Source organism: Streptomyces sp. NPDC047043 (genome assembly GCF_040644055.1).
In the GTDB taxonomy this organism is placed as follows: domain Bacteria; phylum Actinomycetota; class Actinomycetes; order Streptomycetales; family Streptomycetaceae; genus Streptomyces.
Genome location: NZ_JBEYVO010000009.1, coordinates 30,550 through 53,785 on the forward strand (window position 1 = coordinate 30,550; position 23,236 = coordinate 53,785).

A 23,236-nucleotide genomic window follows, 5' to 3' on the forward strand; every position below is an offset into this window, starting at 1 on the left:
GATCTCGCCACGCAACCGAAGAACGGCCGGTCCGCGAGGGGATGCTGGTCGAGGTGGACGCGGTGGCGGTCGAGGGCTGAGACGCCGGGCACTCACTCCTGGGGGCCGGTGGACCGCGCCGCGTACCGCAGTCCCTCCTCGTACGACATCGCGCGTCCCTCCGCGAAGGCCGTCTCGTAGCTCTCGTGGCCGATCTCGCCGCGGACCCGGAGTTCGTGGGTGCGGCGGGCTGCGATGAGGTCCGGCGAGTTCAGCTGGTCGCCGCCCGTCAGTTCCCAGATGCGGCTGCCGACGCCGAGAAGACGTGCCGCGTGCAGTCCGTCGCCGCGCGCCACGACCGCCGCGGCCAGCACGTCGAGGGAGACGGCGGAGACCACGATGTCGTGCATCAGCGCGCTCTTGGCGATCGCCGTGCGAGCGCCGCGGACGGCCGTGGCCGCATCTCCCTGGGTCAGGTCGATCTGGGCGATCAGATAGTCGGTGACGGATCCCGCCCAGCACTCGCCGCACTCGGCGCCGGCCCTGCGGACCTCCACGGCGGCGGCACGGGCCGCCTCGAACTCGCCGCACATCAGGTGCGCGAAGGCGGCCACGAGTCCTATCTGCAACTGGGCGGCACCGAACCCGTGCGGCTGGACGGGCAGCCGCGGGACCGTGTCGACGAGTTCGATCGCCTCGGCCATGCGCCCGCTCTGCACCAGGTAGGTGCCCCGCAGGTACACGGCGGCGACCTGCGCCACCGCGTCCCCCTCCTCCCGCGCCGAGTCGGCACACCGCACCGCCAGGTTCGCCGCCTCCTCCAGATCCCCCTGGAAGACGGCCACCGCCGCACACGCCCACAGGGCCCGGGTGCGGGCCGGGCCGGGCGGCACGTCGCCGGCGAGCGCCCGGTCCAGGAAGTGCCGGGCATCGCGCAGCACACCGCAGTGGCGCCACATGAGGCCGACGTGGCCCGCCATCTCCACGCCAGCGGCGCGATCCGGACCGGCCAGGGCGAAGTCCAGCGCGGCATGCAGATTGGCCCGGTCGGCCAGGACGCGCACGGCCCAGGCGACCTGCCGACCGGTGTTCCACTCGGCCCAGCCCTGCCGGGCCAGCCGACGGTAGTGATCGCGGTGGCGCAGACGTACGGCCTCCTCCTCGCCCAGTTCGCGCAGCCAGTCGCCGCCGTACTCACGGACGGTGTCGAGCATCCGGTAGCGGGCGGGGTCGGTGCGGTCGGGCCGGACGATCGACCAGGCCACGAGTTTCTCGATCAGCTCGCCCACCCGCTCGGCGGGCAGCGGGCCGCCCGCGCAGACGAACGTGGCGGCCTCGGTGTCGAACCCGCCCGCGAAGACGGACAACCGGGCCCACAGCAGCCGTTCCAGCGGGGCGCACAGCTCGTGGCTCCAGCCGATCGTGGTGCGCAGCGCGCGATGGCGCGCGGGGGCGTCGCCGTCCTGCGAGGTCAACAGGTCCAGGCGGGAGGGCCGGTCGGCGCCGAGGCGGGTGTGCAGCTCGTCCAGGCCGAGGTCGGACAGCCGGGCGGCGGCCAGCTCGATGGCGAGCGGGATGCCGTCGAGGCCGCGGCAGATGGCGGCGATCCGTCGCCGGGCCGGCGCGTCCAGGACGAGGCCGGGATCCGCACCGGCGGCCCGCTGCGCGAACAGGGTGTCGGCGACGGCGGGTTCCGCGCCTTCCTCGCCGCCCGCACCACTCACCGGCAGCGGTTCGACCGTCATGGTCCACTCCCCCGGCGCTCCCAGCCGCACCCGGCTGGTGGCCAGGACGCGCAGTCCGGGCACCTTGTCCGTCAGGGCCACGGCCAGGGCGCCGCACTCCGCCGGCAGGTGCTCACAGGAGTCGAGGATCAGCAACAGCCGTTTGTCCCGGGCCCAGGCGGCGATCGCCGCGACGGCCGAGTCCACCGTCTGGTCGGCGAGCCGGAGCGCCTCCATGACGGCGAGGGGCACCAGACCGTCGGTGTGCAGGGCGGACAGCTCCACCAGCCACACGCCGTCGGGATACGCCCGCTGCACCCGGGCGGCGGTGTGCAGGGCGAGCCGGGTCTTGCCGACCCCGCCGACGCCCACCAGGCTCAGCAGCCGGCTTCCCTTCTCGGATGTCAACTCGGCGGCCAGCAGGCCCAGTTCCGTCTCCCGTCCGACGAAACCGCGGGTCTCCGGAGGCAGGTTGCCGAGGCCGCCCCCGACCGTGTTCCAAGGCACGTCGCACAGTGTGACGCCCTTCCGCCCACCCAGGGGCCGAAGCACGCGAGCCGGACAAAGGGGCCACAGGAGGCGACATCGCCGGACACATTCGACGCGATGCGGTCAACTCACTCTCCGTGACGGCTTGATGAGAGATAGTCGTCCCTCACTGTGCGGGGCGATCGGGAGCAAGAGGTGCCCCATGGGCGTCATGGACACCGGGGCGGTCGGTCCTCCGGCCACCCTGACCGTGCTGCTGTTCGTCGCGCCGCTGCTGGCCTGCGCACGGCTCGGCGCACGGCACACCGCCCTCGTCTGCGGCGGCGCGGCGGCACTGGCACTGGGGGCGGACGTCGCGTTCGGGCGACCGTCCCTGCTCGGCTGCGCCGCCTGTGGCGGTGCTCTCCTGCTGGGCGGCGCGATCACCGTGTACGCGGCATTCCGACGCGCCGAGCTGGAGTCGGCACTCACCCGGGCGCGCGAGGTGACCCGGATCACCCAGGGGGTGATCCAACAGCCCATCTCCCGCAACCTGTGCGGCACACACGTGCGCACACGCCACCACTGCGCCGCCCGCGAGTCGACGGTCGGCGGCGACCTGTACGACGTCGCGGTCACCCCGTACGGCCTGCGGGTGCTGGTCGGCGATGTGCGCGGGCACGGCCTGGAGGCGCTGCGGCTGACCGCGGCGACGATCACCGCTTTCCGTGAACTGGCCTACGCCGAGCCCTCGCTGCCCGACCTCGTCACCGGCCTGGACACCCGGCTCGCCGCCGAGCTCGGCCCGGAGGACTTCGTGACGGTCCTGCTCGCCGAGTTCGCACCCGGCGAGGTCCGCCTCGTCAACTGCGGCCATCCGGCGCCGCTGCGCGCCGGTCACCGTGTCGAGCTGCTCGAACCCTTCACCCCCACCACGCCGTTGGGCCTCGGTCCCGAGCCCCGTCAGTGCCGCGCCCGCCTCCAGCCGGGCGACCGGCTCCTGATCTACACCGACGGCCTGAGCGAGGTCCGCGCCCCCGACGGCTCACCCTTCCCCCTGCTGACGGAGGCCTCACGGGCCCTGCGCGAGCCGCTGCCCGAGGACGCGCTGAACCACCTGTACGACCGCGCGATCGCCCACGGGGGCACACCTCCCTGCGACGACCTCACCCTGGTGCTGTGCCAGCCGACGGAGGCGACGGTGCCGACGAGGGCCGCGGTGACCTGACGCCCACCCGGAAGGCGCGCCGTCAACGCAGCAGCGTACGGATCAACTCCTCGGCCTCCCCGAGGAGTTCGACCTCCCGTCGGCTCATCGTCGGGTTGGCCGCCCGTCGGCGCCGGGCCTCCGCCAGGCCGGCCTCGGTGAGGCGGGAGGGGTCGGCGAGCAGGGCGCTCAGCATTTCGCGGGCGCCGTCGGCGATCGGTTCGTCGTCGACGGCGACCTGGGCGAGGATCATGGCGGAGATGCCCCAGTCGAGGCCCGGGTGCCCCTCCTCCGCGTTGGACCAGTCGATCACCTGCGGGCCGGCGGGCGTGAGCATCACGTTGTCGGGATGCAGGTCGAGGTGCAGGACCCGGTAGCCCGGGTCAGCGGACTCGCGGGCGGGGACGGCATGCAGGCGCCGCAGCAGGTCGGCCACGATCGCGCCCGCCTCGTCGGCGCCCAGCGAACCATCCACACACGCCTGAAGCATCGTCGGCCCGGACAGCCGCTCCATCACCAGGTCGGTGCGCGTGGAGTCGGCGAGCCGTACGCGGGGCACGGGGTAGCCGTGGGCGCGTACGTGCTCCATCACGGCGCCCTCCGCCGCCGCGTCGCCCCATCCGTGCCGGTCGCGGCGCAGCACCCACGCCTCGTCGATCTCGTACACGTCGTTGACGCGGCCCGTGCCGAGCAGTTTCCCCGTGATCCCCATGGATCCGAACCTAGCGCCGTCTGCCTCACAGGGGGCTCTCAGCGTGTTCGTACCGACCGGTAGAGTGGCCAGGTCGTCATCACACCGTACGGGGGGAAGCCGGTGCAATTCCGGCGCTGACCCGCAACCGTGAACCGCCCGCCCGAGGGTGGTCAGCCGGATTGCCCCGCGCGGTCGTGACCGGCTCACGTGTGTCGGCAGCCCGTCGGCGCACGGCACCGTCGAGGCATACGGAGCCGAGCCGCCCGGGGTCTCCCGTGCCGCTGCCCGCGCTCCCGCCGCGAACCGAGAAGCAGCACAGAGAGGCACCCGCCGATCATGAACGTCGTCCGCCGCAGCGCCGCGGCACTGGCCGCCGCCACCGTCGTACTGGGTGCCGCCGTCCCCGCCACGGCCGCTCCCTCGCCGTCGATACCCGAGGGTCTGTACGGCAGCACGGACCCCAAGTACGACGGCGTCTGGCGCCAGTCGCTGGCGCTGCTCGCGCAGGACACCGTGGGTGTGAAGCCGGCGGCGAAGGCGGTGGACTGGCTGGTGGGCCAGCAGTGCGCGAACGGGGCGTTCGCGGCGTTCCGCGCCGATGCCGCGAAGGCCTGCGACGCCGAGGTCGCGGTCGACACGAACAGCACGGCCGCCGCCGTCCAAGCCCTCGCCGCGCTCGGCGGGCACGACTCCGCCACCGGCAAGGCGGTCACCTGGCTGAAGTCCGTGCAGAACAAGGACGGCGGCTGGGGCTACGCGCCGGGCGGGGCGAGTGATGCGAACTCGACGTCCGTCGTCATCGGCGCGCTGACCGCCGTAGGTGAGAAGCCGGCCGAGACCGCCAAGGGCGGCAAGTCTCCGTACGACGCCCTGCTCGCGCTCGCGCTGCCCTGCGACGGGGACGGCGCGGGCGCCTTCGCCTACCAGCCGGACAAGAAGGGCAAGTTGGCCGCCAACGCGGACGCGACCGCGGCGGCCGTGGTGGGCGCGCTGGGCAAGGGGCTGGCCGGGGACGCCCCGAAGCCCACCGGCACCACGCCGGCCTGCAAGAAGGCCATCGACCCCGAACTGGCGGCGCAGAACGGCGCCGCCTACCTCGTCAAGGCCCTGGCCAAGGACAAGCACCTGACGTCGACGCTCCCCGGCGCCAAGCCCCAGCCCGACTACGGCAACACAGCCGACGCGGTCCTCGCCCTCGCGACCGCCGGCCAGGGCGACAAGGCGGCCGACGCCATGCGCTGGCTGGAGGCGAACTCCAAGGCCTGGGCACAGCAGGGCGGACCGGCCGCGTACGCGCAGCTGATCCTCGCGGCGAACGCGGAGACCTTCGACGTCCACGACTTCGGCGGTCAGGACCTGGTGAAGCTCCTCAACGCGACCGGCCCGAAGCCGGCTTCCGTCCCGACCACCGCCTCCCCCACCCCCGGCGACTCGAACAAGGAGGACGCCAAGGACGACTCCGGCGTCAGCGTGTGGTGGATCATCGGCGTGGGGCTCGTCGGCGGCATCGGGGTCGGGTTCCTGATCAGCGGCCGTAAGAAGAAGCAGCCGTGATCCGCCGCGGTGTCCTTCTGCTGGCCGTGCTGTTCCTCGCGCTGGCCGGGGGTGGCCAGGCGCAGGCCGTCGGCTACCGCTACTGGTCCTTCTGGGACTACGACAACGGCCGCTGGACGTACGCCACTCAGGGCCCTTCCACCGCCCGCCCCTCCGACGGCGACGTCCAGGGCTTCCGCTTCTCGGTGAGCGAGGACTCACAGGACTCGGCGAAGCCGCGCGGCCCGGCGTCGTTCGCGGTGATCTGCGCGCGGACGCCGGCGCAGGAGGGCAAGAAGCGGGTAGCACTGGTCATCGACTTCGGTACGGCGGCGGACGCCCCGTCGGGCGAGAAGCCCCCGGCCCGCCGTACGGCCTGCGCGCGGGTGCCGTCCGACGGCACGACGGCGGAGGCACTGGCCTCGGTGGCGAAGCCACTGCGGTACGACACCGACGCCCTGCTGTGCGCCATCGCCGGGTATCCGGAGAAGGGGTGCGGGGAGCAGGTCTCGGCGGGAAAGAAGCCGACCGCTGCGGAGAAGAAGGGCGACCAGGACGGCGGGCCCTCGGTGGGGCTGTTCGCAGGGGCGGGGGCGGTTGCGCTGCTGGGCGCGGCAGCGGTGTGGCAGGCACGGCGACGCAGGCATGGCTAGTCCGCCCACGTCGCTGCACCCCGGTGCCTGGTGGCTCTGGTCCCTGGGCCTGGGCACCGCAGCCACCCGCACCAACAACCCCCTCCTGCTGACCCTCCTCATCGCGACATCCGCGTACGTCGTCGCCACCTGCCGCCCCCGAACCCCCTGGTCGCACTCCTACTCCGCCTTCCTCAAGCTCGCCCTGACCGTCCTCCTCATCCGCCTCGTCTTCGCGGTGGCGCTCGGCTCGCCCATCCCCGGCACGCATGTGATCGTCACCCTCCCCGAACTCCCGCTCCCCCACTGGGCCCAGGGCATCCGCCTGGGTGGCAGGGTCACCGCCGAGTCACTCGTCTTCGCCTTCTACGACGGCCTGAAGCTGGCCACGCTCCTGGTGTGCGTCGGCGCCGCGAACGCTCTCGCCAACCCGTCCCGTCTCCTGAAGTCCCTCCCCGGCGCCCTCTACGAGACGGGCGTGGCTGTGGTCGTGGCCCTCACCTTCGCGCCCAACCTCATCGCCGACGTCCAACGCCTGCGCGCCGCCCGGCGCCTGCGCGGCCGCCCCGACAAGGGCATCCGCGGTCTGCTGCACATCGGACTCCCGGTGCTGGAAGGCGCGTTGGAGCGTTCGGTCGCCCTCGCCTCCGCGATGGACTCCCGCGGTTACGGCCGAACCGCCCAGGTCCCCACCGCAGTTCGCCGCACCACCGCCGCCCTCACCCTCGGCGGCCTGCTCGGCGTCTGCGCGGGAACGTACGGCCTGCTCACCGCCGAGGGCGGCACCTACGGCCTGCCCCTTCTGCTCGCCGGGGTCGCCGCGGCCCTGGCCGGGCTGCGGCTGGGCGGCCGCCGCAGCCCGCGCACGCGTTACCGCCCCGACCGCTGGGACGTGCGCGCCTGGCTGGTCGCGGGATCCGGCGCCGCGGTCGCCGCGCTGCTCACGCTCGCCGCCGCGGACGACCCGGCGGGCCTGCACCCCGGTGTCGTACCGCTGGTGGCCCCCTCGCTTCCGCTCTGGCCGGCCGCGGCCGTACTCCTCGGCTTGTTTCCCTCCCTCATCGCCCCCAAGGAGCCGTCGTGATCCGCTTCGAGGATGTCTCCGTGACGTACGACGGGGCGGCCGAACCGACCGTGCGGGGCGTGGACTTCGAGGTCCCGGAAGGTGAACTCGTCCTCCTGGCCGGCCCGTCGGGGGTCGGCAAGTCGACGATCCTCGGTGCCGTCAGCGGCCTCGTCCCGCACTTCACGGGCGGCACGTTGCGGGGCCGGGTGACGGTGGCGGGCCGGGACACCCGTACCCACAAACCACGCGAACTCGCGGACGTCGTAGGCACGGTGGGGCAGGACCCGCTGTCCCACTTCGTGACGGACACGGTGGAGGACGAACTCGCCTACGGCATGGAGTCGTTGGGGCTTGCTCCGGACGTGATGCGCCGCCGGGTCGAGGAAACCCTCGACCTCCTCGGCCTGGCCGACCTCCGCGGCCGCCCCATCGCCAGCCTCTCCGGCGGCCAGCAACAACGCGTGGCCATCGGCTCGGTCCTCACCCCCCACCCCAAGGCCCTGATCCTCGACGAACCGACCTCGGCCCTGGACCCGGCGGCCGCGGAGGAGGTCCTCGCCGTCCTCCAACGCCTGGTCCACGACCTCGGCACGACGGTCCTGATGGCCGAACACCGCCTGGAACGGGTCATCCAGTACGCGGACCAGGTAGCCGTGCTGCCGGCTCCCGGAGCGCCGCTGCACCTGGGCGCCCCGGCGGACATGATGGCCATATCGCCGGTGTATCCGCCGGTGGTGGCACTGGGGCGACTGGCCGGCTGGTCCCCGCTGCCGCTGACGGTGCGGGACGCGAGGCGCCGGTCGGCCGGCCTGCGCGAACAACTGGCGCCGTCTGCCGGCAGTCACCCCGCCGCTCTCAACGCCACGCACCCTGCGGACAGCCGCGCCGCAGTACACAACAACCCCGCACCGGCTGCGGACAGCCGTACGGCAGCTCACAACTCCGCATCGTCGACGGACAGCCGCATCGCAGCACACAACACCTCCGCACCGCCTGCAGGCTGTCGTGCCGCTGGGACGGCTCCCGACCCAAAGAGAGACAGCGCCCCGCAAGCGCGGGCCGGCGACGCCTCCCCTACCTCAGCCCCCACCCGCCGATGGCTGCCCTTCCTCCGCAAGCACACAGCCACCTCCAACACCCGCACCCCAACTCCCGCACCCCCCGCCCAAGTTCACGCCCTTTCCGTCCGCCGAGCCCAGATCCAGGCCCTCCACCAAGTCACCCTCACCATCACCCCCGGCGAAACCATCGCCCTGATGGGCCGCAACGGTGCCGGAAAGTCCACCCTCCTCAACACCCTCGTAGGCCTGCTCGAACCCACCACCGGCACAGTCCGAGTCGGCGGCCGAACCCCTCACCGCACCCCACCCCCCGACCTCATCCGCCACGTAGGCCTGGTCCCCCAAGAACCCCGCGACCTCCTCTACACGGACACCGTCGCCGACGAATGCACCGCAGCCGACCGCGACGCCCAGGCAGAACCCGGCACCTGCCGAACCCTGCTCTCGGACCTCCTCCCCGGCATCCCCGACGACACCCACCCCCGCGACCTCTCCGAGGGCCAACGCCTCACCCTCGCCCTGGCGGTCGTCCTCACCGCCCGTCCACCCCTGCTGCTCCTGGACGAACCGACCCGCGGACTGGACTACGCGGCGAAGGCCCGGCTCGTGACCGTCCTCCGCTCACTCGCCACCGCAGGGCACGCAATCGTCCTGGCCACCCACGACGTCGAACTGGCCGCCGAACTCGCCCACCGAGTCGTCCTGTTGGCCGACGGCGAGGTCATCGCGGACGGCCCGACCGCCGACGTGGTCGTCTCGTCCCCGTCCTTCGCCCCCCAGGTGACGAAGATCCTCGCCCCGCAGCAGTGGCTCACAGTCGCCCAGGTGAAGGAGGCGCTGTCGTGACGCCCACCCCGCAGGCGCGCCCCATCCGCCTCGGCCCCCGCTCCACCGCCGCCCTCGCCCTGGTCAGCACGGTGGGCGCGGTCGGCTTCGGCTGGCCCTTCCTCGCCCCGCCCTCCTCGCAGATCGGCACGCACACCCAGGACGCCCCCTGGCTCTTCGCGGGCCTGCTCGTGCTGCTCGTGGCAGTGGTCGCGGCGACCATCGCGGAGTCGGGCCTCGGCCCGAAGGCGGTCGCCATGCTCGGCGTGCTCGCCGCCACCGGTGCCGCCCTGCGCCCCATCGGCGCCGGTACCGCCGGTATCGAGCCGATGTTCTTCCTGATGGTGCTGAGCGGCCGCGTCCTGGGCCCGGGCTTCGGCTTCACCCTCGGTTCGCTGACGATGTTCGCGTCCGCGCTGCTCACGGGCGGGGTGGGCCCGTGGATGCCGTTCCAGATGCTGGCGATGGGCTGGTTCACGATGGGCGCGGGCCTGCTGCCCGGCCCGGACCGCCTGCGCGGCCGGGCCGAACTGGCCCTCCTCGCCGGCTACGGCTTCCTCGCCGCCTTCGCCTACGGCACGATCATGAACCTGGCCGGCTGGCCCTTCATGGGGGCACTGGCGTCCGGCATCGCCTTCGACCCGCACGCCGCCGTCCCGGCCAACCTGGCCCGTTTCCTCGCGTACTGCGTGGCCACCTCGCTCGGCTGGGACCTGGGCCGGGCCGTCGTCACCGTCGCCCTGACGCTGACGCTCGGCCCGGCGGTGCTCAAGGCGCTACGCAGAGCCACCCGCCGGGCCGCGTTCGAGACCGCGGTCACATTCGAGCCCCGCCGGCCGGTGAAGCACCCCACATGACCCACATCACCCACTACTCACCCTAGTAGTGCATTTCGGACGCCATGTCCACGCCATAATGGCCCCTGACCTGCACTTTGAGAGCCAGGTCACACGAACCCCGCCTCCCCCAGATACGACCACAACTAGCAAATAGGGTCATTGCGGACCCCTTCCGAGCCTGCTTCTCTGGACGACGTCGCACGGCGCCGACGAGCCCCAGGGCCTCGGCGCCGACGCATGCACCGGGATTCCGGACCTGCGTACGGCGACCCCCTGTCCCCGAAGAAAGGTTCCTCGTGTTCGTCTCCCGCATCGCCCGCAGCATCGCGTCCCCGAAGAAGGCCCTCGCCTCCGCCGCCGTGGCCGCAGCCGCCACCGGCATGGTGCTGACCGCGGCTCCCGCCCACGCCGCGACCGCCGACTCGGCCGCCAGCGCCCAGGCGATCGCGCACAAGATGATCCCGAGCGCGGCCCAGTACAACGCCTTCAGCAACATCGTCGAGCACGAGAGCGGCTGGAACGTCACCGCCACCAACGCCTCCTCCGGCGCCTACGGCCTGGTCCAGGCCCTGCCCGGCTCCAAGATGGCCACGGCCGGCTCGGACTGGAAGACCAACGCCAAGACCCAGATCAAGTGGGGCCTGGACTACATGAACTCCCGCTACGGCAGCCCGAGCGCCGCCTGGGCCTTCTGGCAGGCCAACGGCTGGTACTGATCGCGCACTAGTCCCGCACCGTGTCGAAGAACCGCACCACCTGCGGGGCCGACACCGCGAACGACCCGAAGTGGTCCACGGCCCCTTGATCGACCACCCGCACCCTCGCTCCCTGACCTGCGAGGGTGCGGGCGCATGTGCGGGTGTTGCCGATGGGCACGTCGGTGTCGTCGTCACCGGCGTACAGCCGCACCGGCACGTCCGGCTTCCAGCCGCAGGTGTGGTCGGCGGCGCGCATCGCGTCCAGCAGCGGGCCCGAGGGGTGGCGCAGACGCTCGTAGAAGGAAGGCGTGAGCAGGTTCTTCACGTCCGGGGCGAGCCCCTTGACGACCTCCTCCTCGTCGTGGCTGCCGTCGAAGAGGCTCTCGACGCGGCTCGCGTACGGGGCGCGGAAGACCTCGGACGGGTCCTTGTAGAGGGGGTGCAGACGGTTCTGCGCGACCAGCCAGTACGAGATGTACAGGACGCCGCTCACGTCGTTGACCCGGCCGTCGTACAGGGCCGGGACCTCCTGGCCCTCGAGGTCGTAGGGCCCGCTGACCGGTGCCAGCGCCTTCAGCCGGAAGTGCCGGTCGGCGCCGTCTTCCAGGGCCCGCCCGAGCGCCATGGCGACCTGGCCGCCCTGTGAGAAGCCGGTCGCGTACACGTCGCCGCTGAGCGGGCGGCCCAGCCGGTCCGCGGCCGTGCGGGCGGCGCGCAGCATGTCGACGGAGGCCGTCACGGACGAGGCGGTGTCCATGTACGGGTGCAGGCCCGGACCGCTGCCCAGCCCCAGGTAGTCGGGCGCGGCGACGGCGCGCCCGGCGGAGGCGTTCAGATACGACGGGATGCGGCCGAAGTCCTCGCTCGCGGAGGGCGCGTAGGTGCGCGTGACCATGGTGCCGTGGGTGTCGGAGACCAGGTCCAGGTGCCGGGATCCACCCTTGGGGAGGGTGAGCAGGCCACTCGCCGTCGTCGGCTTCCCGTACGGGTCCACGGTCCGGTACGTCAGCCGGTACGCCCGTACGCCGTACCGCACGGGGCCGGCGGAGACGTCCCGCCCGGCCAGGAACCGCCTGACCTGCCCGGCATCACGGTCGGCGACCGGCGTGACGGAGACGAGGTCCCCGCGCCGCGTCTGCCGCGTCTGCTCACCGGCAGCCGCCACCGGGGCCGCGGCGAGCCCGGCCAGCAACAGCGCCGCCGCCCCGGCGAGTCCCCTCCGCGCCCGCCAACTGGTCCGTGTTTCATGGGATTTGCGCGTCTCATCACTCATGTCCCCGACGCTACGGACGCGCGGTTCATGTCGACATCCGAGAGTCCCCCGCGTCCGTGGTGGACTTGAGTGCACCTCGCCCGTCCGGCGACCCCGAGCCCCGGAGACTTCATGCGCGAACACGAGACACGCGGACTGCGCCTGGTGGTCGTGCTGTTGGGGCTCACGGTGATCAGCGGGCTGATCGACGCCGTGAGTTATCTGGGCCTCGGGCATGTCTTCACCGCGAACATGACCGGCAACGTGGTGGTGCTGGGCTTCGCCGCCGCCGGGGCGCCCGGCTTCTCCGTGCGGCACACGGCGACCTCGCTGGGCTGCTTCCTGCTCGGCGCGGCGGCCGGAGGGCGCGTCGGGCGACGACTGGGCGAGGGCTCGCTGCGTACCTTCACCCGGCTCACGCTGGCCATCGAGGCGGTCCTGGTGGGCGCATCCGCCGTGGCCGCCTTCGCCGCCCCGCACGCGACCGCCACCCGCTACGCCGTGATCGCCCTGACCGCCGTCGCGATGGGCCTGCGCAACGCGACGGTCCGCAAGCTCGACATCCCCGGCCTCACCACGACCACGGTCCTGACGATGACCCTGACCGGCCTGGCCGCCGACTCCCGCGCCGGCGGCGGCTCCGGCCACCGCTCACCGCGCCGCTCGGCGGCGGTCGTCGCGATGGCCGCCGGGGCGTTCCTGGGCGCGTGGCTGGTGCTCCACCACGGCCTGGGCATTCCGCTGCTGGTCGCGGCGGGGGCGGCGGGGTTGCTGGCAGTGGTGGCGTCGGGGCGGGAGTGACCCCGACGCCCTGTACTGCTTGCCGACGCCCCGTGACTACTTGCTCAGGAAGGCCAGCAGCGCGGCGTTGACCTCCTCGGCGTGGGTCCACAGCAGACCGTGCGGGGCGCCCTCGATCTCCACGTACTCGGCGGACGGCAGCAGGGCACGGAAGGGCCGCCCGGTGGAGTCGATCGGCAGGATGCGGTCACCGGTGCCGTGCAGGATCAGCGTCGGCACGTCGACCTTCGCCACGTCCGCGCGGAAGTCGGTGGTCCAGGTCGGCACGCAGGCCACCGAGGCATGCGCCGAGGCACCGGCCGCCACGTTCCAGCTGTTGCGCACGGCCTCCTCGCTGATGCGGCTGCCGAGCGTCTCGTCCAGGTTGTAGAAGTCCTGGTAGAAGGCGGTGAAGTAGGCGTACCGGTCCTTGGTGACGGCTTCCAGGATGCCGTCGAAGACCTGCTGGTCGACGCCGGTCGGGTTGTCGTCGGTCTTGAGCAGGAAGGGCTCGAGCGACGCGAGGAAGGCGGCCTTCGCCACCCGGCCGGAACCGTGGGTGCCCAGGTACCGGCCCACCTCGCCGGTGCCCATCGAGAAGCCGACCAGGACGGCGTCGGTCAGGTCCAGCGCGGTCAGCACTTTGTCCAGGTCGGCGGCGAAGGTGTCGTAGTCGTAGCCCGTGGTCGGCTGCGAGGAGCGGCCGAAACCGCGGCGGTCGTAGGTGATGACCCGGTGGCCGGCCTCCAGCAGGGCGGGCACCTGCCGCTCCCAGGAGTGACCGTCGAGCGGGTAGCCGTGGATGAGCACGACCGGCTGTCCGGTTCCGTGGTCCTCGTAGTAGAGCTCGATGGGCGCGCTGTTCTCTTCACCGACGGTGATGTACGGCATGCGGTTTCCCCTTCATGGACGGGATGTCGTCAACGGCCACCAGCACACCACCGGTGACGGGTCGCCACCAGGCAGAAGCACAGGCAGGATTACGGTCGGCAGGCCAAACGGCGTCCGATATTCCGGCTCCACGACGGGCGGCCACTTGTTCTAATTGCCTTGATGACCAGACATGATTCGGATGTTTCCCAAGGCAGTACGGCGTTCGGTGCCACGCTGCGATCCCTGCGCCGGACCGCCCGGCTGACCCTGGAGGAGCTGTCCGAGGCGTCCGGGGTAAGCGTCCGCGCGCTCGGCGACATGGAGCGCGGCCGCAGCCGCGGACCGCGGCGCCGTACCGTCGACGCGCTCGCCGCCGCCCTCGGCCTTGACGGCGGGCAGCGCGAGCGCCTCCAGCGGCTGGCCGACGCCGGCCGGGAACGCGGCGGCCCGACCGCACCGCCGTATCTCCTGCGCACCGTCGCGGACTTCACCGGCCGGGAGCCGGAACTCGCGGATCTGGAGGCGCTCGCCACCACGGCCGGCACCCGGGCCGCGGTGCTCTTCGGGCCGGGCGGGCAGGGCAAGACGACGCTCGCCGCGGAGGCCGCGCGGCGGCTGGCCGGGCACTTCCCGGACGGCTGTGTCTGTGTGCGGCTGCACGGTATGAGCGAGGCGCCGCTGCCCGCCGCCGAGGCACTGGTCCTGCTGCTGACGGCGCTCGGCCACCCGCCCGACCGGATCCCGGTGGACCCCGCCGCCCGGGAGGCCGTCTACCGGGCCACCCTGAGTGCCCGACGGGCGCTGATCGTCCTCGACGACGCGGCCGACGAGGAGCGGACCAGACCGCTGCTGCCGGACGCCGAGGGCAGCTTCGTGCTGGTCACGAGCAGGCGGCCGCTGGCCGGGCTGGAAGGCGTACGGCGGATCAGGCTCGGCGGGCTCAGCGGCCGGGAGTCGGCGACGCTGCTGGAGCGGATTCTCGGCACCCCGCGCACCGGCGGCCAGACCGAGGCGATCACCCGGCTGACCGAGCTGTGCGGCCATCTGCCGCTGGCCCTGCGGATCGTCGGCAACCGCCTCTCCAGCCGCCCGGGCTGGACCCCGTCCCACCTGGCCGACCAACTCGGCGACGAGGAGCGCCGGTTGAGCGGCCTGGTGGCGGGCGACCTCGCCGTGCGCAGCGCCCTGGCCCTCTCCTACGGCCAGCTCACCGTCCCGCACCGGCTGCTGTTGCGCAGGCTCGCGCTGCTGCCCGGGCCCGACACCGGCCCTGGCCTCGCGGCCGTCCTGACCGGCGAGGACGCGTGGACCACCGAGGACTCCCTCGACGTCCTGGTCGACCGCGGCCTGCTGGAGGAGCCGGCGCCGGGCCGGTACGGCCTGCACGACCTGGTGCGCCTCTTCGCCCGTGAGCAACTCGGCGAGGAGGAGACACAGTCGGTGGGCCTCCGCATGGCGGACTGGCTGCTGCGCTCGGCATCCGCGGCGGGCCGCTGGTTCGAGGCGCCGGGTGCGCCTCAGCCGTGGCCCGGTGAGGTCCCGGCCTTCGCGCCCGCGTCGGCCGACGAGGCGGAGGCGTGGCTGACGGCCGAACGACCCCACTGGGTCGGCGCGTTGCCCCTCATGTTCGAGGCGGGCCGGCACCGGGAGATCCTCCACGCCTCACGCACCCTGTACTGGTTCTCCGACCGCTGGGACAAGTGGCCCGAGTGGCAGAGCCTGTTCTCGTACGGCGCCCGGAGCGCGGCGGCGCTCGGGGACATCGCCGCCGAGGCCCACCAGTTCAACTGTCTGGCCTGGGCGCACTCGTACAGCTACCAGTACGAGCAGGCCGAACAACTCGCAGCGCGCGCACTGGCGTTGGCGACCGAGGCCAACGACGTAGGGCAGCAGGCCTGGGCATGGGCCTACCTCACCGGGGCCCGCATGAAGCTGAAACGCCCCGCGGAGGCGGAGCAGGCGGCCGAGAACGCCATACGGCTCTTCGAGGCCACCGGCGACACCACCGGAAAGGCGGTCGCCCAGCGCGCCCGCGGCAGCGCACTGCGCGAGGCCGGCCGCCCGGAGGAGGCCCTGGCCATCCACCGCGCCCTGCTCGGTGCCCGAACCGGTGACGTGCCCGACCTCGACAACTACATGCGGGCCATCCTCCAGCACGAGACGGCCCTGGACCTGCTTGCCCTGCGCCGCTGGCCCGAAGCTGCCGAGGCCTTCCGAGCCGTCACCGTCCCCGCCACCCACAAGGGCATCGACCACCTCCAGGCCCGCACCCTCTCCGGCCTGGCCACCGCCCTGGAACACTGCGGCGACCTGGCAGAGGCCCACACCCACTACATTCGGGCCCACGCCCTGTACACCGCGCTCGGCGACACGACCTCCGCCGCGGAGACGGCGGCCGCGATCGAGCGGACCCGCTCGGGCGACGCCGGCCGTCACTCCAGGTCGACGGGCACCCGGTGATCGGGCCGGCCGTCCTTGGCGAGGATCGAGTGGTCGCCGGCGACGGCGCGGTACAGCCGGATGCCGGAGTCCCCTTGGACGTCGTCGACGGTCCAGACCCGCCCGCCGTGCTGCACGGACCGCCGGGAGAAGACGTCGAGCCCGTGCTCGAGGTCCGGCCCCGCCACGCGCGCGGCGACGGCGGACATGTACGCGCCCTGACCGGTGCCGATGGCCGCCGACGAGTCGAAGACCGCGATCCCCACCTCGGGCCGCACGGCGATGTTGCGGGAGTGCAGGGCATCCGGCGAGGAGACCCAGAAGAACTCGCGGTACCCCTCGTGCGCGAAGTAGACGGGAGAGCTCCAGGGACGCCCGGCACTGTCGGCGGTGGCCAGCACCATGTACTGGTTGGCGTCGACGATGGTGCGCACGATCTCACCGGGCTTCATCGACGCCTCCCGCAATTAGCCTGCGATACGTGAGCGGGAAGTCCCGCTCCCAGCTTGCGTCCGTCCGCTTCTCCCAGGCGCCGCGGATGGTGTCGCCGTCGTCGCCGATCAGCCCGACGAACCGCTGCCGGAAGTCCAGCGGCGAGAAGTCCGGCGTCTCGCGCAGCAGTTGCCACACCTCGCCGTCGAAGGTCATCGCATACGTCCGTACGACGCCCCGCGAGTCGAAGTAGTGCTGCGTGTACGCACCCGTCTCCGGGTCGACCGCGATGATCGACATACTGTCCGGTACCGGGTTCGGGGCCTGGGAGCGCTGGACCAGGAACTGCCCGTCCAGGCTCCACTCGAACACACTGCGCCCGGGAGGCACCTCCAGCCCCGGGAACTCGGCCTCCACCACCCACTCCCCGACCAGCACCTCCAGCCGCTTCAGGGCTTCCTGCCGTGCCGCTGCACCCATGACGTGCACCTCCTTGTCATCAGTGCAGACGGCAGCTGCGGGCAGAACTCATCGGTCCACGAGCCACAGCCGCGCCGTGCACAGCCCGGTCTCCTCGGGATGCCGCGTCCGATTGCCCACAGTTCCTTCGGCCTCACTCTCCGGCGCACCGATCTCGAAGCCGAGGCTGCGCAGGAAGCCAAGACCCGGCTCCCAGCCCCGCGGGACGGTGGCGGTCACGCGCCGCATCCCCCGCCCGGCGGCCTCCGCGATCAACCGGCGGGCGACACCCGAACCGATCCCCTCACGCCGCGCCTCAGGAGCGACGAGGAACGCCCCCACCGCACAGCTCTCCACATCGGGATGCCGATCGACGACATCGACCAGCCCGACGACATCCGCGCCCCGGCACATCACCAACAGCCGCTTCTGGTCGAAGTCCGCGCCCTCGGGAAGCGCGTAGTACAGGCTCTGCACATCCCCCGGAAGGGCCGGATTGCCGGTCGCGGCGACGAAGTAGTCCTCGCAGGCCGCGAACAGGGCGGCCACCGCCGGCTCGTCCTCCGGACGCATCTCACGCACCGTCACTGGGCCGCCCCCTTCATCCGATGAGTCAGTAAGGGACCCGCACCGTCGTGGTCAGGTGCCTTCGGGATCCAGCTCGAACGTGAAATAGATACTCAGACAGTAGGGTTCGTCCTCGTCGTGGAAGAAATCCCAGGACACGTCTGTCAGGCGGATGTCCTGTTCCCGCACCCACTCATGGGCTTTCTTGAAGGCTTCGGCGGCAGTTGTGGCAGGAAACAGCTTCCTGGCCATGGGATGCACACCGGTCTCAGCGTGCGAATCGTCGAAACCCTCCGGAACGTCCAGGCAGAAGTCGGGATTCAGCACCATTGAGCGCGCCCTTCCAGTCGGTTTGCACGACGCCCGGTAAGACCGCCGCATCCCCGGGAAGGGTTGCTTCTGGGCACTTCAACGGTCGCCTGCGGCCCGTCGACGGGATCCTCGTCGATGTGGCACCTGAACGGTGCGAAGGGAAGCGGTCTGCCGCCCATCGACTGCAAGATCCACAAGGAGTCCTGCCACGAGGCGCCGTGGGAGACCTGGCGCGCTTTGAGCACCCAAGGCACCGTCCAGTCCTCCACGGAGGCACACACCAGGCGGCCGGCCTCCTCGTCCCGCATCCCCTGGCGGGCTCGTTGTGTGACGGATCGGGTCATCCATCGACCCACGCCGTCACGACGGCGACGGCCTGCGCTCGATCGCCACCATGGCAGCGTCGTCGCCGAGACGGCCGCCCACGTGGTGCAGCAGGTCCTTGCGCAGGTGGGCCAGGAGAGCGTCGGGACCTTTGTCGGCCTTGCCGGCCACTCGTTCCGCAAGCGGGTAGAACGTGCCGTCCCGGTCGCGGGCCTCGATGACACCGTCCGTGTAGAGCAGGGTGATGTCGCCGTGCTCAAAGGCGAATGCTTCCGCCGCGAGGTCGGTTTCCACGAATTCGGTGAGGCCCAGCGGCGGTGCCGGGTGGCGCGTTTCGAGGGGACGGACCCGGCCGCGACGCAGCAGGAGGGGCGGGGGGTGCCCGCAGTTGATCAGGTGAAGGACCGGCTCGTCGTCCGGGATGTCCATCACGGCGGCGGTGATGAACGCCTCGCCGCGATCCTCGGTCGCCACGTCGGGGGCCGCGGGGTCGTCCAGGTCCGAGGAGACGGTTCCCTCCAGGAAGGTGACCAGCGCGGGCAGGTCGGCCTGCCGGTGTGCCGCGCCGCGGAACGCGCCGAGCAGGAGGGCGGCGTCCCCGACCGCCTCCAGGCCCTTGCCTCTGACATCGCCGATGAGGATCCGCGTTCCTTGCTCCGTGCGGGCGGCGGCATACAGGTCGCCGCCGATCTGCGCCTCGGATTCGGCGGCCAGGTAGACCGAGGCGATGCGCAGCGGACCGATCCGCTGGGGAAGTGGCTTGAGCACCACCTCCTGCGCGGCCGTCGCCACCGAGCGCAGCTGGGTCAGCTCCCTCTCACGACGTTCTCGCCGGGCGGCGAACGAGGCCGCGAACGCCGACATCAGGATCAGGGCGATCAGCTGGAAGGTGTGGTTGAGATCGACGAGACTGGTCCGCACCGCTCCGACCACGGCCTGGGCCAGGACGGCGAGCGCACCGACGCAGACGGTCGCCCGAGGCCCGGCGAACGACGCCGTGACAGCGGGGGCGGCGACCAGGAACGGCCCGAGGTGGACGCTGGACGGTGCCAGGATGTCGACCACCGTGACCATCACGATCAGCGCGATCGGTACCACCAGCAGCGCATGCCGTGGTTGCCCTACCCCTGGATGATCTCTGGGGAGTCTAGGAACCATACGTACTGGATATACCGCATGGCGCCGCGGCGCCCGCCTCGACCGGCACGCCAGACGCGCACCCTCATGCCAGGGGCGTCGTTAGGCTGGTCATGAAGATCATCCTTCCCGCCGCGCTTGCCGCCGCGACTCTCGTCCTGACTGTTGCCCTCCCAGCCTCGGCGGACCCGGACCCCGGGACCCGCCAGACCGGCCAGACCGGCCAGAAGAGCGCACCCAGCTCCGTGACCGACTCCGGAAACAGCAGCCCCACGGCGATCGACACGGAAGCCGATCCCGACGCCGAAGGGCTCCTTGCGAGCCTCGTGGGCCGGGTGCTCTAGCGGTACCCGAGCACCCCGGAGCCGGGCAACGGCGGGGACGGCCGCGTCCCCGCCGGCGACCACTCGTCGTCGCTACTCGCCGGTGGTGCCATCGATGGCCTCGCGGAGGAGATCCGCATGGCCGACGTGGCGGGCGTACTCCTCGATCACGTGCTCAAGGACGAACCGCACATCGGTGTCACCGAATTCCGGGTTCGGCACGAGGCGCGCGAGGTCGACGGTCACCTCCGCGAAAACCTGCCGCGACTCCTCGCACGCCTTCAGGTAGTCCGCGTAGACGTCCGCGGCCGGCGTGGCGTCCGACTCGTCGTACCACTCGTCGCCGTCGGCGGTGACGTAGGTCCGATAAGGGAAGAAGCGAGGCGTCGTGCCCGCCAAGGTCCGCTGGAACCAGGCACGTTCAACACCCTGCAGATGGCGCATGAGCCCCAGCAGGGTCAACGCCGACGACCGCACGGGACGCAGCCGCAGTTGGGCATCCGAGAGGCCCTCGCACTTCCACAAGAAGGTCGCTCGGTGGTAGTCGAGATTCGAGGCGATCACCTCCAGCCACGGGCCCGACAGTGCGCGCTCAGGGCGGACGATCTTCTGGACCACGATGTCGCTCACGCTGGAGTCCCCTTACCGGTCATCAAGGTTGGTCGCGTTCGAGCACGTCCGCCCGAGAAGACCTCTCTGCGCATCGGAACTCATCGCTCGATGCCGCCCAGGGCCGCCACACCCACCACCGCACACCAGACACCGGCCAACAGAAGCGGGCCGAGCAGCAGGATGAGCACCAGACCGAACACCAGCCATCCCGTCGTACCACGGCCGACCTGGGCGGTCCCGGGGTCCGCGGGGTCGTACGTGATCTCGGCCCGCTCGGCGCCACCGCCCGAGGTCGTGAGCTCACGTTGTTCGCCCTGGTTGTCGACGTACGCGTACGTGTACTGCTCAACGCTGTTGTACCAGTGGGACCGCTGCAGCCGTCCCTCCACCGTGATGCCCCGGGTACGCATTCCCCAGGCTTCCCGGACCAGTTTCCACCCGATGTGCACGCCGAACCCCCCGCCGCCGATCGCCTCGGGAGCCGCCACCCACAGGAGCACCGGGACCACTCCGGCGCCGGTGACCACCAGCAGGACGAGCACCAGCACGTAGACGCCCCCCAGGGCCCACCACAGCTGCCGGACCCGGTTCGGTGCCGCCCGCTCCAGCGGCTCCTCGGTCACCAGCCCCGCCCCGTCCGGCCGCGGCTCGTCGGTGTCCCGTACGGGCAGTGCACGCTGGACGGCCTGCGCGAACTCGTGCACGGCGGGGGCGCTGCGACATCTGAGGTGGTAGGCCACCGGTTCCTCGCCCGTCAGTACGACGGCCAGCCGTCGGCCCTTGGGGCCGTGGACGTCGATCCGTTCTATTGCCGCCACCGGTATCCGGCGCTGCACGCCGTCCGCCGCCAGCAGCACCACGCCGTCCCGCAGGCGGATGGAGGCACCGCGTCTGCCGTGCAGTATCGGCGAGGACGTCTCCGTTGAGGTCACGCGGGCACATTAGGCGAGTCCAGGCCTGAGGTGGAGCGGCGGCTCTCGACGAAAGATGCGGCCCGGATGTCGAGACCGGCGTGGCGGCTCCGTCCCAGGGGCAGAGGCGGCCGACGTGGCCGCACCGCCCCACGTTCCGGAAGGACAGCCGCCATGGCCATCGCCGAGGACCTCGACCGCGCCACCGACTCGCAGTGGGACTGGGTCGCCGAGCACACCCGCACGTACCTGGCCTCCGGCGGCACCGAAGGTCATGAGCGCGATGGCGTGCGCACCCTCGTGCTCGCCACGACCGGACGCCGTACCGGTACGCCTCGCCGCACCTGCCTGATCTACGGCACCTTGGGTGGCGAGTACGTCGTCGTCGCCTCCAAGGGCGGTGCCGAGGAGAACCCGGCGTGGTTCATGAACCTCGAGGCGGACCCCAGCGTCGGGGTGCAGGTCGGCACTCGCCGGTTCACCGCACGCGCCCGCGTCGCGTCCTCGGCCGAACGCGGGCCCCTCTGGGCCCAGATGGTGAACATCTTCCCGCTCTACGACGACTACGCGCACAAGACCGCCCGCGAGATCCCGATCGTCCTGCTCACCCCGCTGGATGGACCCCGCTGGCTCAAGGCAAAGGCCGCATCGGGCGCCGGCCGTATCGCCGAGGGCGACGCATGTTGCCGCTGATGCGTCCGGAGTCCCGACCGAAGGGCCGCGCCCAGCTCGACGACAACGGCTCGGTGCATGCCGTGACGAAGGGTCAGTTGCCGTCCGGTGCGGCTCTCCTGCACGCGTGGCCTCCTTTCTCCGCCCGGCCGTCCTCGGACGCCGGCACAGTGGCGGCCTGCAGTGCCGGCCCTCCCGTCGGGAGCGTGCGGCCCCTCATGGGCCCGGTCAAGCACGACACGTTCCTGTCGGTGCGATCGCCGGGCAGGTTCGCCCGCTGAGGCCACAGGAGCGGGCGGCGGTCGACGCAGGGGCGCTCGTGCCGACGCGCGGATGGCGGCGTCACCCGCTGCCCGCGCGCCCGTCGCGACGGCCGATGCGCCGCCAGACAGCCCGCTGGAATCTGATCATCAGCACGCCCACCACGATCAGCAGCACGATGTTGAGCAGGAGCTGAATCAGCGATCCGCGCGCCTCGCTCCAGCTGGAGAACGCGCAGGAGACGCCGATGTCGGCGGCGGCCGGGATGGTGGTGACCGAGATGAAGACGCCGAGCAGAGCACTCGTCCTGGCCTGGGTCAGGGACATGATCCCGACGATGCCGGCCAGCACCGCGACGACGACGGAGAAGGCGTTGGGGGCGTCGATCAGCGTGGACACGGGCCTGAAGCCCAGCTCGAATGCCCTGGGTTGAAAGTCGAGGGCCCGCACCGCCCACGAGAACAGCAAGGTCACGAGGATGGCCAGCAGGAATCCCCCGGTCAGGGCGAACAGGCCCTGGCGGATCCTGGTGGCGTTGCCGCGGTCGATGCCCAGCGCGACGCTGGTGATGGCGCCGTACTCCGGTCCTACGACCATCGCCGCGACGATCAGGATCTGGGAGTTGGTGATGATTCCCACCGCCCCGATGACGCCTGCGATGACCAGGTAGACGTAGAAACTCGGCAGATAGGTGCCGTCGGCGCGAATCCGCGCCTCGACCTCCTCCCAGACCGGCGCGTGCGCGAGCGCCCCGAGCTGTTGCTGCTCGGCTTCGGCCGCGGTACCGGAGAAGGCCATCTCGACCGGTTCGATGACGATGGATCCGCGGCGGTCGAGTTCCAGCTCGCGCAGGCCGCGCAGCACGGCGTTGGCCGCACCGGCCAGGATGTCGCACTCGATCGCGTCACCGTCGGGGTTGTGCGCCAGTTCGGCAAGGACGACCAGGTTGAAGACGTAGCGGTCGTCGGTCAGTAACCCGACCGCCCGGGGGGTGAGATCAGCGGGGCTCACCAGCCGGACGTGGATCATCTCCATGCACCACCTCCTTCGCTCGCCGACTGCGCCACCGCGGCGCTGCGGTGCCCGAGCGCCGGAGCTCCCCGCCTGTGACCGGCTGACTCCAGCAAGTAACGCCCGGTGGGTGGGCGTCGGCAAG

23 protein-coding genes and 1 riboswitch are annotated in these 23,236 nt (G+C 71.8%); of the genes, 11 read left to right on the forward strand and 12 right to left on the reverse strand.

The window, feature by feature from the left end; translation table 11 throughout:
• Positions 1 to 92: 92 nt before the first annotated feature.
• Entirely contained in the window at positions 93 to 2,210 is a 2,118-nt protein-coding gene (locus ABZ880_RS15515; RefSeq protein ID WP_361261940.1) for an NB-ARC domain-containing protein, read from the reverse strand.
• 184 nt (positions 2,211 to 2,394) lie between these two features.
• Here ABZ880_RS15515 and ABZ880_RS15520 point away from each other — a divergent pair, with 184 nt between their 5' ends.
• Positions 2,395 to 3,399, forward strand: coding sequence for a PP2C family protein-serine/threonine phosphatase (locus tag ABZ880_RS15520; protein ID WP_361261943.1), 1,005 nt, complete (start codon positions 2,395 to 2,397; stop codon positions 3,397 to 3,399).
• A gap of 22 nt (positions 3,400 to 3,421) precedes the next feature.
• Here the strand turns inward: ABZ880_RS15520 and ABZ880_RS15525 are convergent, their stop codons facing one another.
• On the reverse strand, positions 3,422 to 4,090 hold the full coding sequence (locus ABZ880_RS15525; RefSeq protein ID WP_361261946.1) for an aminoglycoside phosphotransferase family protein: 669 nt from the start codon (positions 4,088 to 4,090) through the stop codon (positions 3,422 to 3,424).
• Positions 4,091 to 4,182: 92 nt separating this feature from the next.
• Positions 4,183 to 4,257: riboswitch (cobalamin riboswitch) on the forward strand.
• 151 nt (positions 4,258 to 4,408) lie between these two features.
• Between ABZ880_RS15525 and ABZ880_RS15530 the strand changes: the two genes are divergently transcribed.
• The 6 genes from ABZ880_RS15530 to ABZ880_RS15555 all read left to right on the forward strand — a co-directional run bounded on the left by ABZ880_RS15530 (position 4,409) and on the right by ABZ880_RS15555 (position 10,744).
• Positions 4,409 to 5,626 (forward strand): prenyltransferase/squalene oxidase repeat-containing protein, encoded by a 1,218-nt coding sequence (locus ABZ880_RS15530; RefSeq protein ID WP_361261949.1) that lies wholly within the window; start codon positions 4,409 to 4,411, stop codon positions 5,624 to 5,626.
• Positions 5,623 to 6,258, forward strand: a complete 636-nt coding sequence (locus tag ABZ880_RS15535; protein WP_361261952.1) for an SCO2322 family protein — start codon at positions 5,623 to 5,625, stop codon at positions 6,256 to 6,258. Before ABZ880_RS15530 ends, ABZ880_RS15535 begins: the two co-directional genes overlap by 4 nt.
• The gene (locus ABZ880_RS15540) at positions 6,251 to 7,321 is read left to right on the forward strand and encodes an energy-coupling factor transporter transmembrane component T (protein ID WP_361261955.1); all 1,071 of its coding nucleotides are present in this window, start codon (positions 6,251 to 6,253) and stop codon (positions 7,319 to 7,321) included. Before ABZ880_RS15535 ends, ABZ880_RS15540 begins: the two co-directional genes overlap by 8 nt.
• Positions 7,318 to 9,210: an ATP-binding cassette domain-containing protein gene (locus tag ABZ880_RS15545; RefSeq protein ID WP_361261959.1), complete on the forward strand. Its 1,893-nt coding sequence runs from the start codon at positions 7,318 to 7,320 to the stop codon at positions 9,208 to 9,210. The genes ABZ880_RS15540 and ABZ880_RS15545 overlap by 4 nt, the downstream gene beginning before the upstream one ends.
• A complete protein-coding gene (locus ABZ880_RS15550) occupies positions 9,207 to 10,046 on the forward strand; it encodes an ECF transporter S component (RefSeq protein WP_361261962.1) in 840 nt (279 codons plus the stop codon). The genes ABZ880_RS15545 and ABZ880_RS15550 overlap by 4 nt, the downstream gene beginning before the upstream one ends.
• A gap of 278 nt (positions 10,047 to 10,324) precedes the next feature.
• Positions 10,325 to 10,744 carry a transglycosylase SLT domain-containing protein gene (locus tag ABZ880_RS15555; RefSeq protein ID WP_361261965.1) on the forward strand — a complete coding sequence of 140 codons (420 nt, stop codon included), beginning with the start codon at positions 10,325 to 10,327 and terminating at the stop codon, positions 10,742 to 10,744.
• Between the two features lie 7 nt (positions 10,745 to 10,751).
• Here ABZ880_RS15555 and ABZ880_RS15560 read toward each other — a convergent pair whose 3' ends face one another.
• Positions 10,752 to 11,999 (reverse strand): alpha/beta hydrolase, encoded by a 1,248-nt coding sequence (locus tag ABZ880_RS15560; RefSeq protein ID WP_361261968.1) that lies wholly within the window; start codon positions 11,997 to 11,999, stop codon positions 10,752 to 10,754.
• Positions 12,000 to 12,110: 111 nt separating this feature from the next.
• On the opposite strand from ABZ880_RS15560, the gene ABZ880_RS15565 reads away from it, so the two are divergent.
• Positions 12,111 to 12,779 (forward strand): YoaK family protein, encoded by a 669-nt coding sequence (locus ABZ880_RS15565; RefSeq protein WP_361261971.1) that lies wholly within the window; start codon positions 12,111 to 12,113, stop codon positions 12,777 to 12,779.
• A gap of 36 nt (positions 12,780 to 12,815) precedes the next feature.
• Here the strand turns inward: ABZ880_RS15565 and ABZ880_RS15570 are convergent, their stop codons facing one another.
• Entirely contained in the window at positions 12,816 to 13,649 is an 834-nt protein-coding gene (locus tag ABZ880_RS15570) for an alpha/beta hydrolase (protein WP_361261974.1), read from the reverse strand.
• A 162-nt stretch (positions 13,650 to 13,811) separates the two neighbouring features.
• Between ABZ880_RS15570 and ABZ880_RS15575 the strand changes: the two genes are divergently transcribed.
• A complete protein-coding gene (locus ABZ880_RS15575; protein ID WP_361261977.1) occupies positions 13,812 to 16,091 on the forward strand; it encodes a helix-turn-helix domain-containing protein in 2,280 nt (759 codons plus the stop codon).
• Here the strand turns inward: ABZ880_RS15575 and ABZ880_RS15580 are convergent.
• The 5 genes from ABZ880_RS15580 to ABZ880_RS15600 form a co-directional block, all read right to left on the reverse strand.
• The gene (locus tag ABZ880_RS15580; protein WP_361261980.1) at positions 16,064 to 16,522 is read right to left on the reverse strand and encodes a pyridoxamine 5'-phosphate oxidase family protein; all 459 of its coding nucleotides are present in this window, start codon (positions 16,520 to 16,522) and stop codon (positions 16,064 to 16,066) included. The genes ABZ880_RS15575 and ABZ880_RS15580 overlap by 28 nt on opposite strands.
• Complete coding sequence (locus tag ABZ880_RS15585) at positions 16,509 to 16,982, reverse strand: hypothetical protein (protein WP_361261983.1); 474 nt, start codon at positions 16,980 to 16,982, stop codon at positions 16,509 to 16,511. Before ABZ880_RS15585 ends, ABZ880_RS15580 begins: the two co-directional genes overlap by 14 nt.
• A gap of 48 nt (positions 16,983 to 17,030) precedes the next feature.
• Entirely contained in the window at positions 17,031 to 17,549 is a 519-nt protein-coding gene (locus tag ABZ880_RS15590; protein WP_361261985.1) for a GNAT family N-acetyltransferase, read from the reverse strand.
• 51 nt (positions 17,550 to 17,600) lie between these two features.
• On the reverse strand, positions 17,601 to 17,858 hold the full coding sequence (locus ABZ880_RS15595; protein ID WP_361261988.1) for a hypothetical protein: 258 nt from the start codon (positions 17,856 to 17,858) through the stop codon (positions 17,601 to 17,603).
• Positions 17,859 to 18,200: 342 nt separating this feature from the next.
• Positions 18,201 to 19,322, reverse strand: coding sequence for a PP2C family protein-serine/threonine phosphatase (locus ABZ880_RS15600; RefSeq protein WP_361261991.1), 1,122 nt, complete (start codon positions 19,320 to 19,322; stop codon positions 18,201 to 18,203).
• 92 nt (positions 19,323 to 19,414) lie between these two features.
• Here ABZ880_RS15600 and ABZ880_RS15605 point away from each other — a divergent pair, with 92 nt between their 5' ends.
• Entirely contained in the window at positions 19,415 to 19,645 is a 231-nt protein-coding gene (locus ABZ880_RS15605) for a hypothetical protein (protein ID WP_361261994.1), read from the forward strand.
• Between the two features lie 72 nt (positions 19,646 to 19,717).
• On the opposite strand, the gene ABZ880_RS15610 is transcribed toward ABZ880_RS15605, so the two are convergent.
• The gene (locus ABZ880_RS15610; protein WP_361261997.1) at positions 19,718 to 20,254 is read right to left on the reverse strand and encodes a DinB family protein; all 537 of its coding nucleotides are present in this window, start codon (positions 20,252 to 20,254) and stop codon (positions 19,718 to 19,720) included.
• 80 nt (positions 20,255 to 20,334) lie between these two features.
• Positions 20,335 to 21,168, reverse strand: a complete 834-nt coding sequence (locus ABZ880_RS15615; protein WP_361262000.1) for a hypothetical protein — start codon at positions 21,166 to 21,168, stop codon at positions 20,335 to 20,337.
• A 153-nt stretch (positions 21,169 to 21,321) separates the two neighbouring features.
• Between ABZ880_RS15615 and ABZ880_RS15620 the strand changes: the two genes are divergently transcribed.
• Positions 21,322 to 21,840 carry a nitroreductase family deazaflavin-dependent oxidoreductase gene (locus tag ABZ880_RS15620; RefSeq protein ID WP_361262002.1) on the forward strand — a complete coding sequence of 173 codons (519 nt, stop codon included), beginning with the start codon at positions 21,322 to 21,324 and terminating at the stop codon, positions 21,838 to 21,840.
• 321 nt (positions 21,841 to 22,161) lie between these two features.
• Here ABZ880_RS15620 and ABZ880_RS15625 read toward each other — a convergent pair whose 3' ends face one another.
• The gene (locus tag ABZ880_RS15625) at positions 22,162 to 23,115 is read right to left on the reverse strand and encodes a DUF389 domain-containing protein (RefSeq protein ID WP_361262005.1); all 954 of its coding nucleotides are present in this window, start codon (positions 23,113 to 23,115) and stop codon (positions 22,162 to 22,164) included.
• Positions 23,116 to 23,236 lie beyond the last annotated feature (121 nt).

What these genes read in the sequence shown, in the direction of transcription:
- ABZ880_RS15520 (WP_361261943.1), top strand. Translation starts at nt 2,395, where the DNA reads ATGGGCGTCATGGACACCGGGGCGGTCGGTCCTCCGGCCACCCTGACC.
- ABZ880_RS15525 (WP_361261946.1), bottom strand. Translation starts at nt 4,090, where the DNA reads ATGGGGATCACGGGGAAACTGCTCGGCACGGGCCGCGTCAACGACGTG.
- ABZ880_RS15530 (WP_361261949.1), top strand. Translation starts at nt 4,409, where the DNA reads ATGAACGTCGTCCGCCGCAGCGCCGCGGCACTGGCCGCCGCCACCGTC.
- ABZ880_RS15540 (WP_361261955.1), top strand. Translation starts at nt 6,251, where the DNA reads ATGGCTAGTCCGCCCACGTCGCTGCACCCCGGTGCCTGGTGGCTCTGG.
- ABZ880_RS15560 (WP_361261968.1), bottom strand. Translation starts at nt 11,999, where the DNA reads ATGAGTGATGAGACGCGCAAATCCCATGAAACACGGACCAGTTGGCGG.
- ABZ880_RS15565 (WP_361261971.1), top strand. Translation starts at nt 12,111, where the DNA reads ATGCGCGAACACGAGACACGCGGACTGCGCCTGGTGGTCGTGCTGTTG.
- ABZ880_RS15570 (WP_361261974.1), bottom strand. Translation starts at nt 13,649, where the DNA reads ATGCCGTACATCACCGTCGGTGAAGAGAACAGCGCGCCCATCGAGCTC.
- ABZ880_RS15575 (WP_361261977.1), top strand. Translation starts at nt 13,812, where the DNA reads ATGACCAGACATGATTCGGATGTTTCCCAAGGCAGTACGGCGTTCGGT.
- ABZ880_RS15580 (WP_361261980.1), bottom strand. Translation starts at nt 16,522, where the DNA reads ATGAAGCCCGGTGAGATCGTGCGCACCATCGTCGACGCCAACCAGTAC.
- ABZ880_RS15585 (WP_361261983.1), bottom strand. Translation starts at nt 16,982, where the DNA reads ATGGGTGCAGCGGCACGGCAGGAAGCCCTGAAGCGGCTGGAGGTGCTG.
- ABZ880_RS15595 (WP_361261988.1), bottom strand. Translation starts at nt 17,858, where the DNA reads ATGGTGCTGAATCCCGACTTCTGCCTGGACGTTCCGGAGGGTTTCGAC.
- ABZ880_RS15600 (WP_361261991.1), bottom strand. Translation starts at nt 19,322, where the DNA reads ATGGTTCCTAGACTCCCCAGAGATCATCCAGGGGTAGGGCAACCACGG.
- ABZ880_RS15605 (WP_361261994.1), top strand. Translation starts at nt 19,415, where the DNA reads ATGAAGATCATCCTTCCCGCCGCGCTTGCCGCCGCGACTCTCGTCCTG.
- ABZ880_RS15620 (WP_361262002.1), top strand. Translation starts at nt 21,322, where the DNA reads ATGGCCATCGCCGAGGACCTCGACCGCGCCACCGACTCGCAGTGGGAC.
- ABZ880_RS15625 (WP_361262005.1), bottom strand. Translation starts at nt 23,115, where the DNA reads ATGGAGATGATCCACGTCCGGCTGGTGAGCCCCGCTGATCTCACCCCC.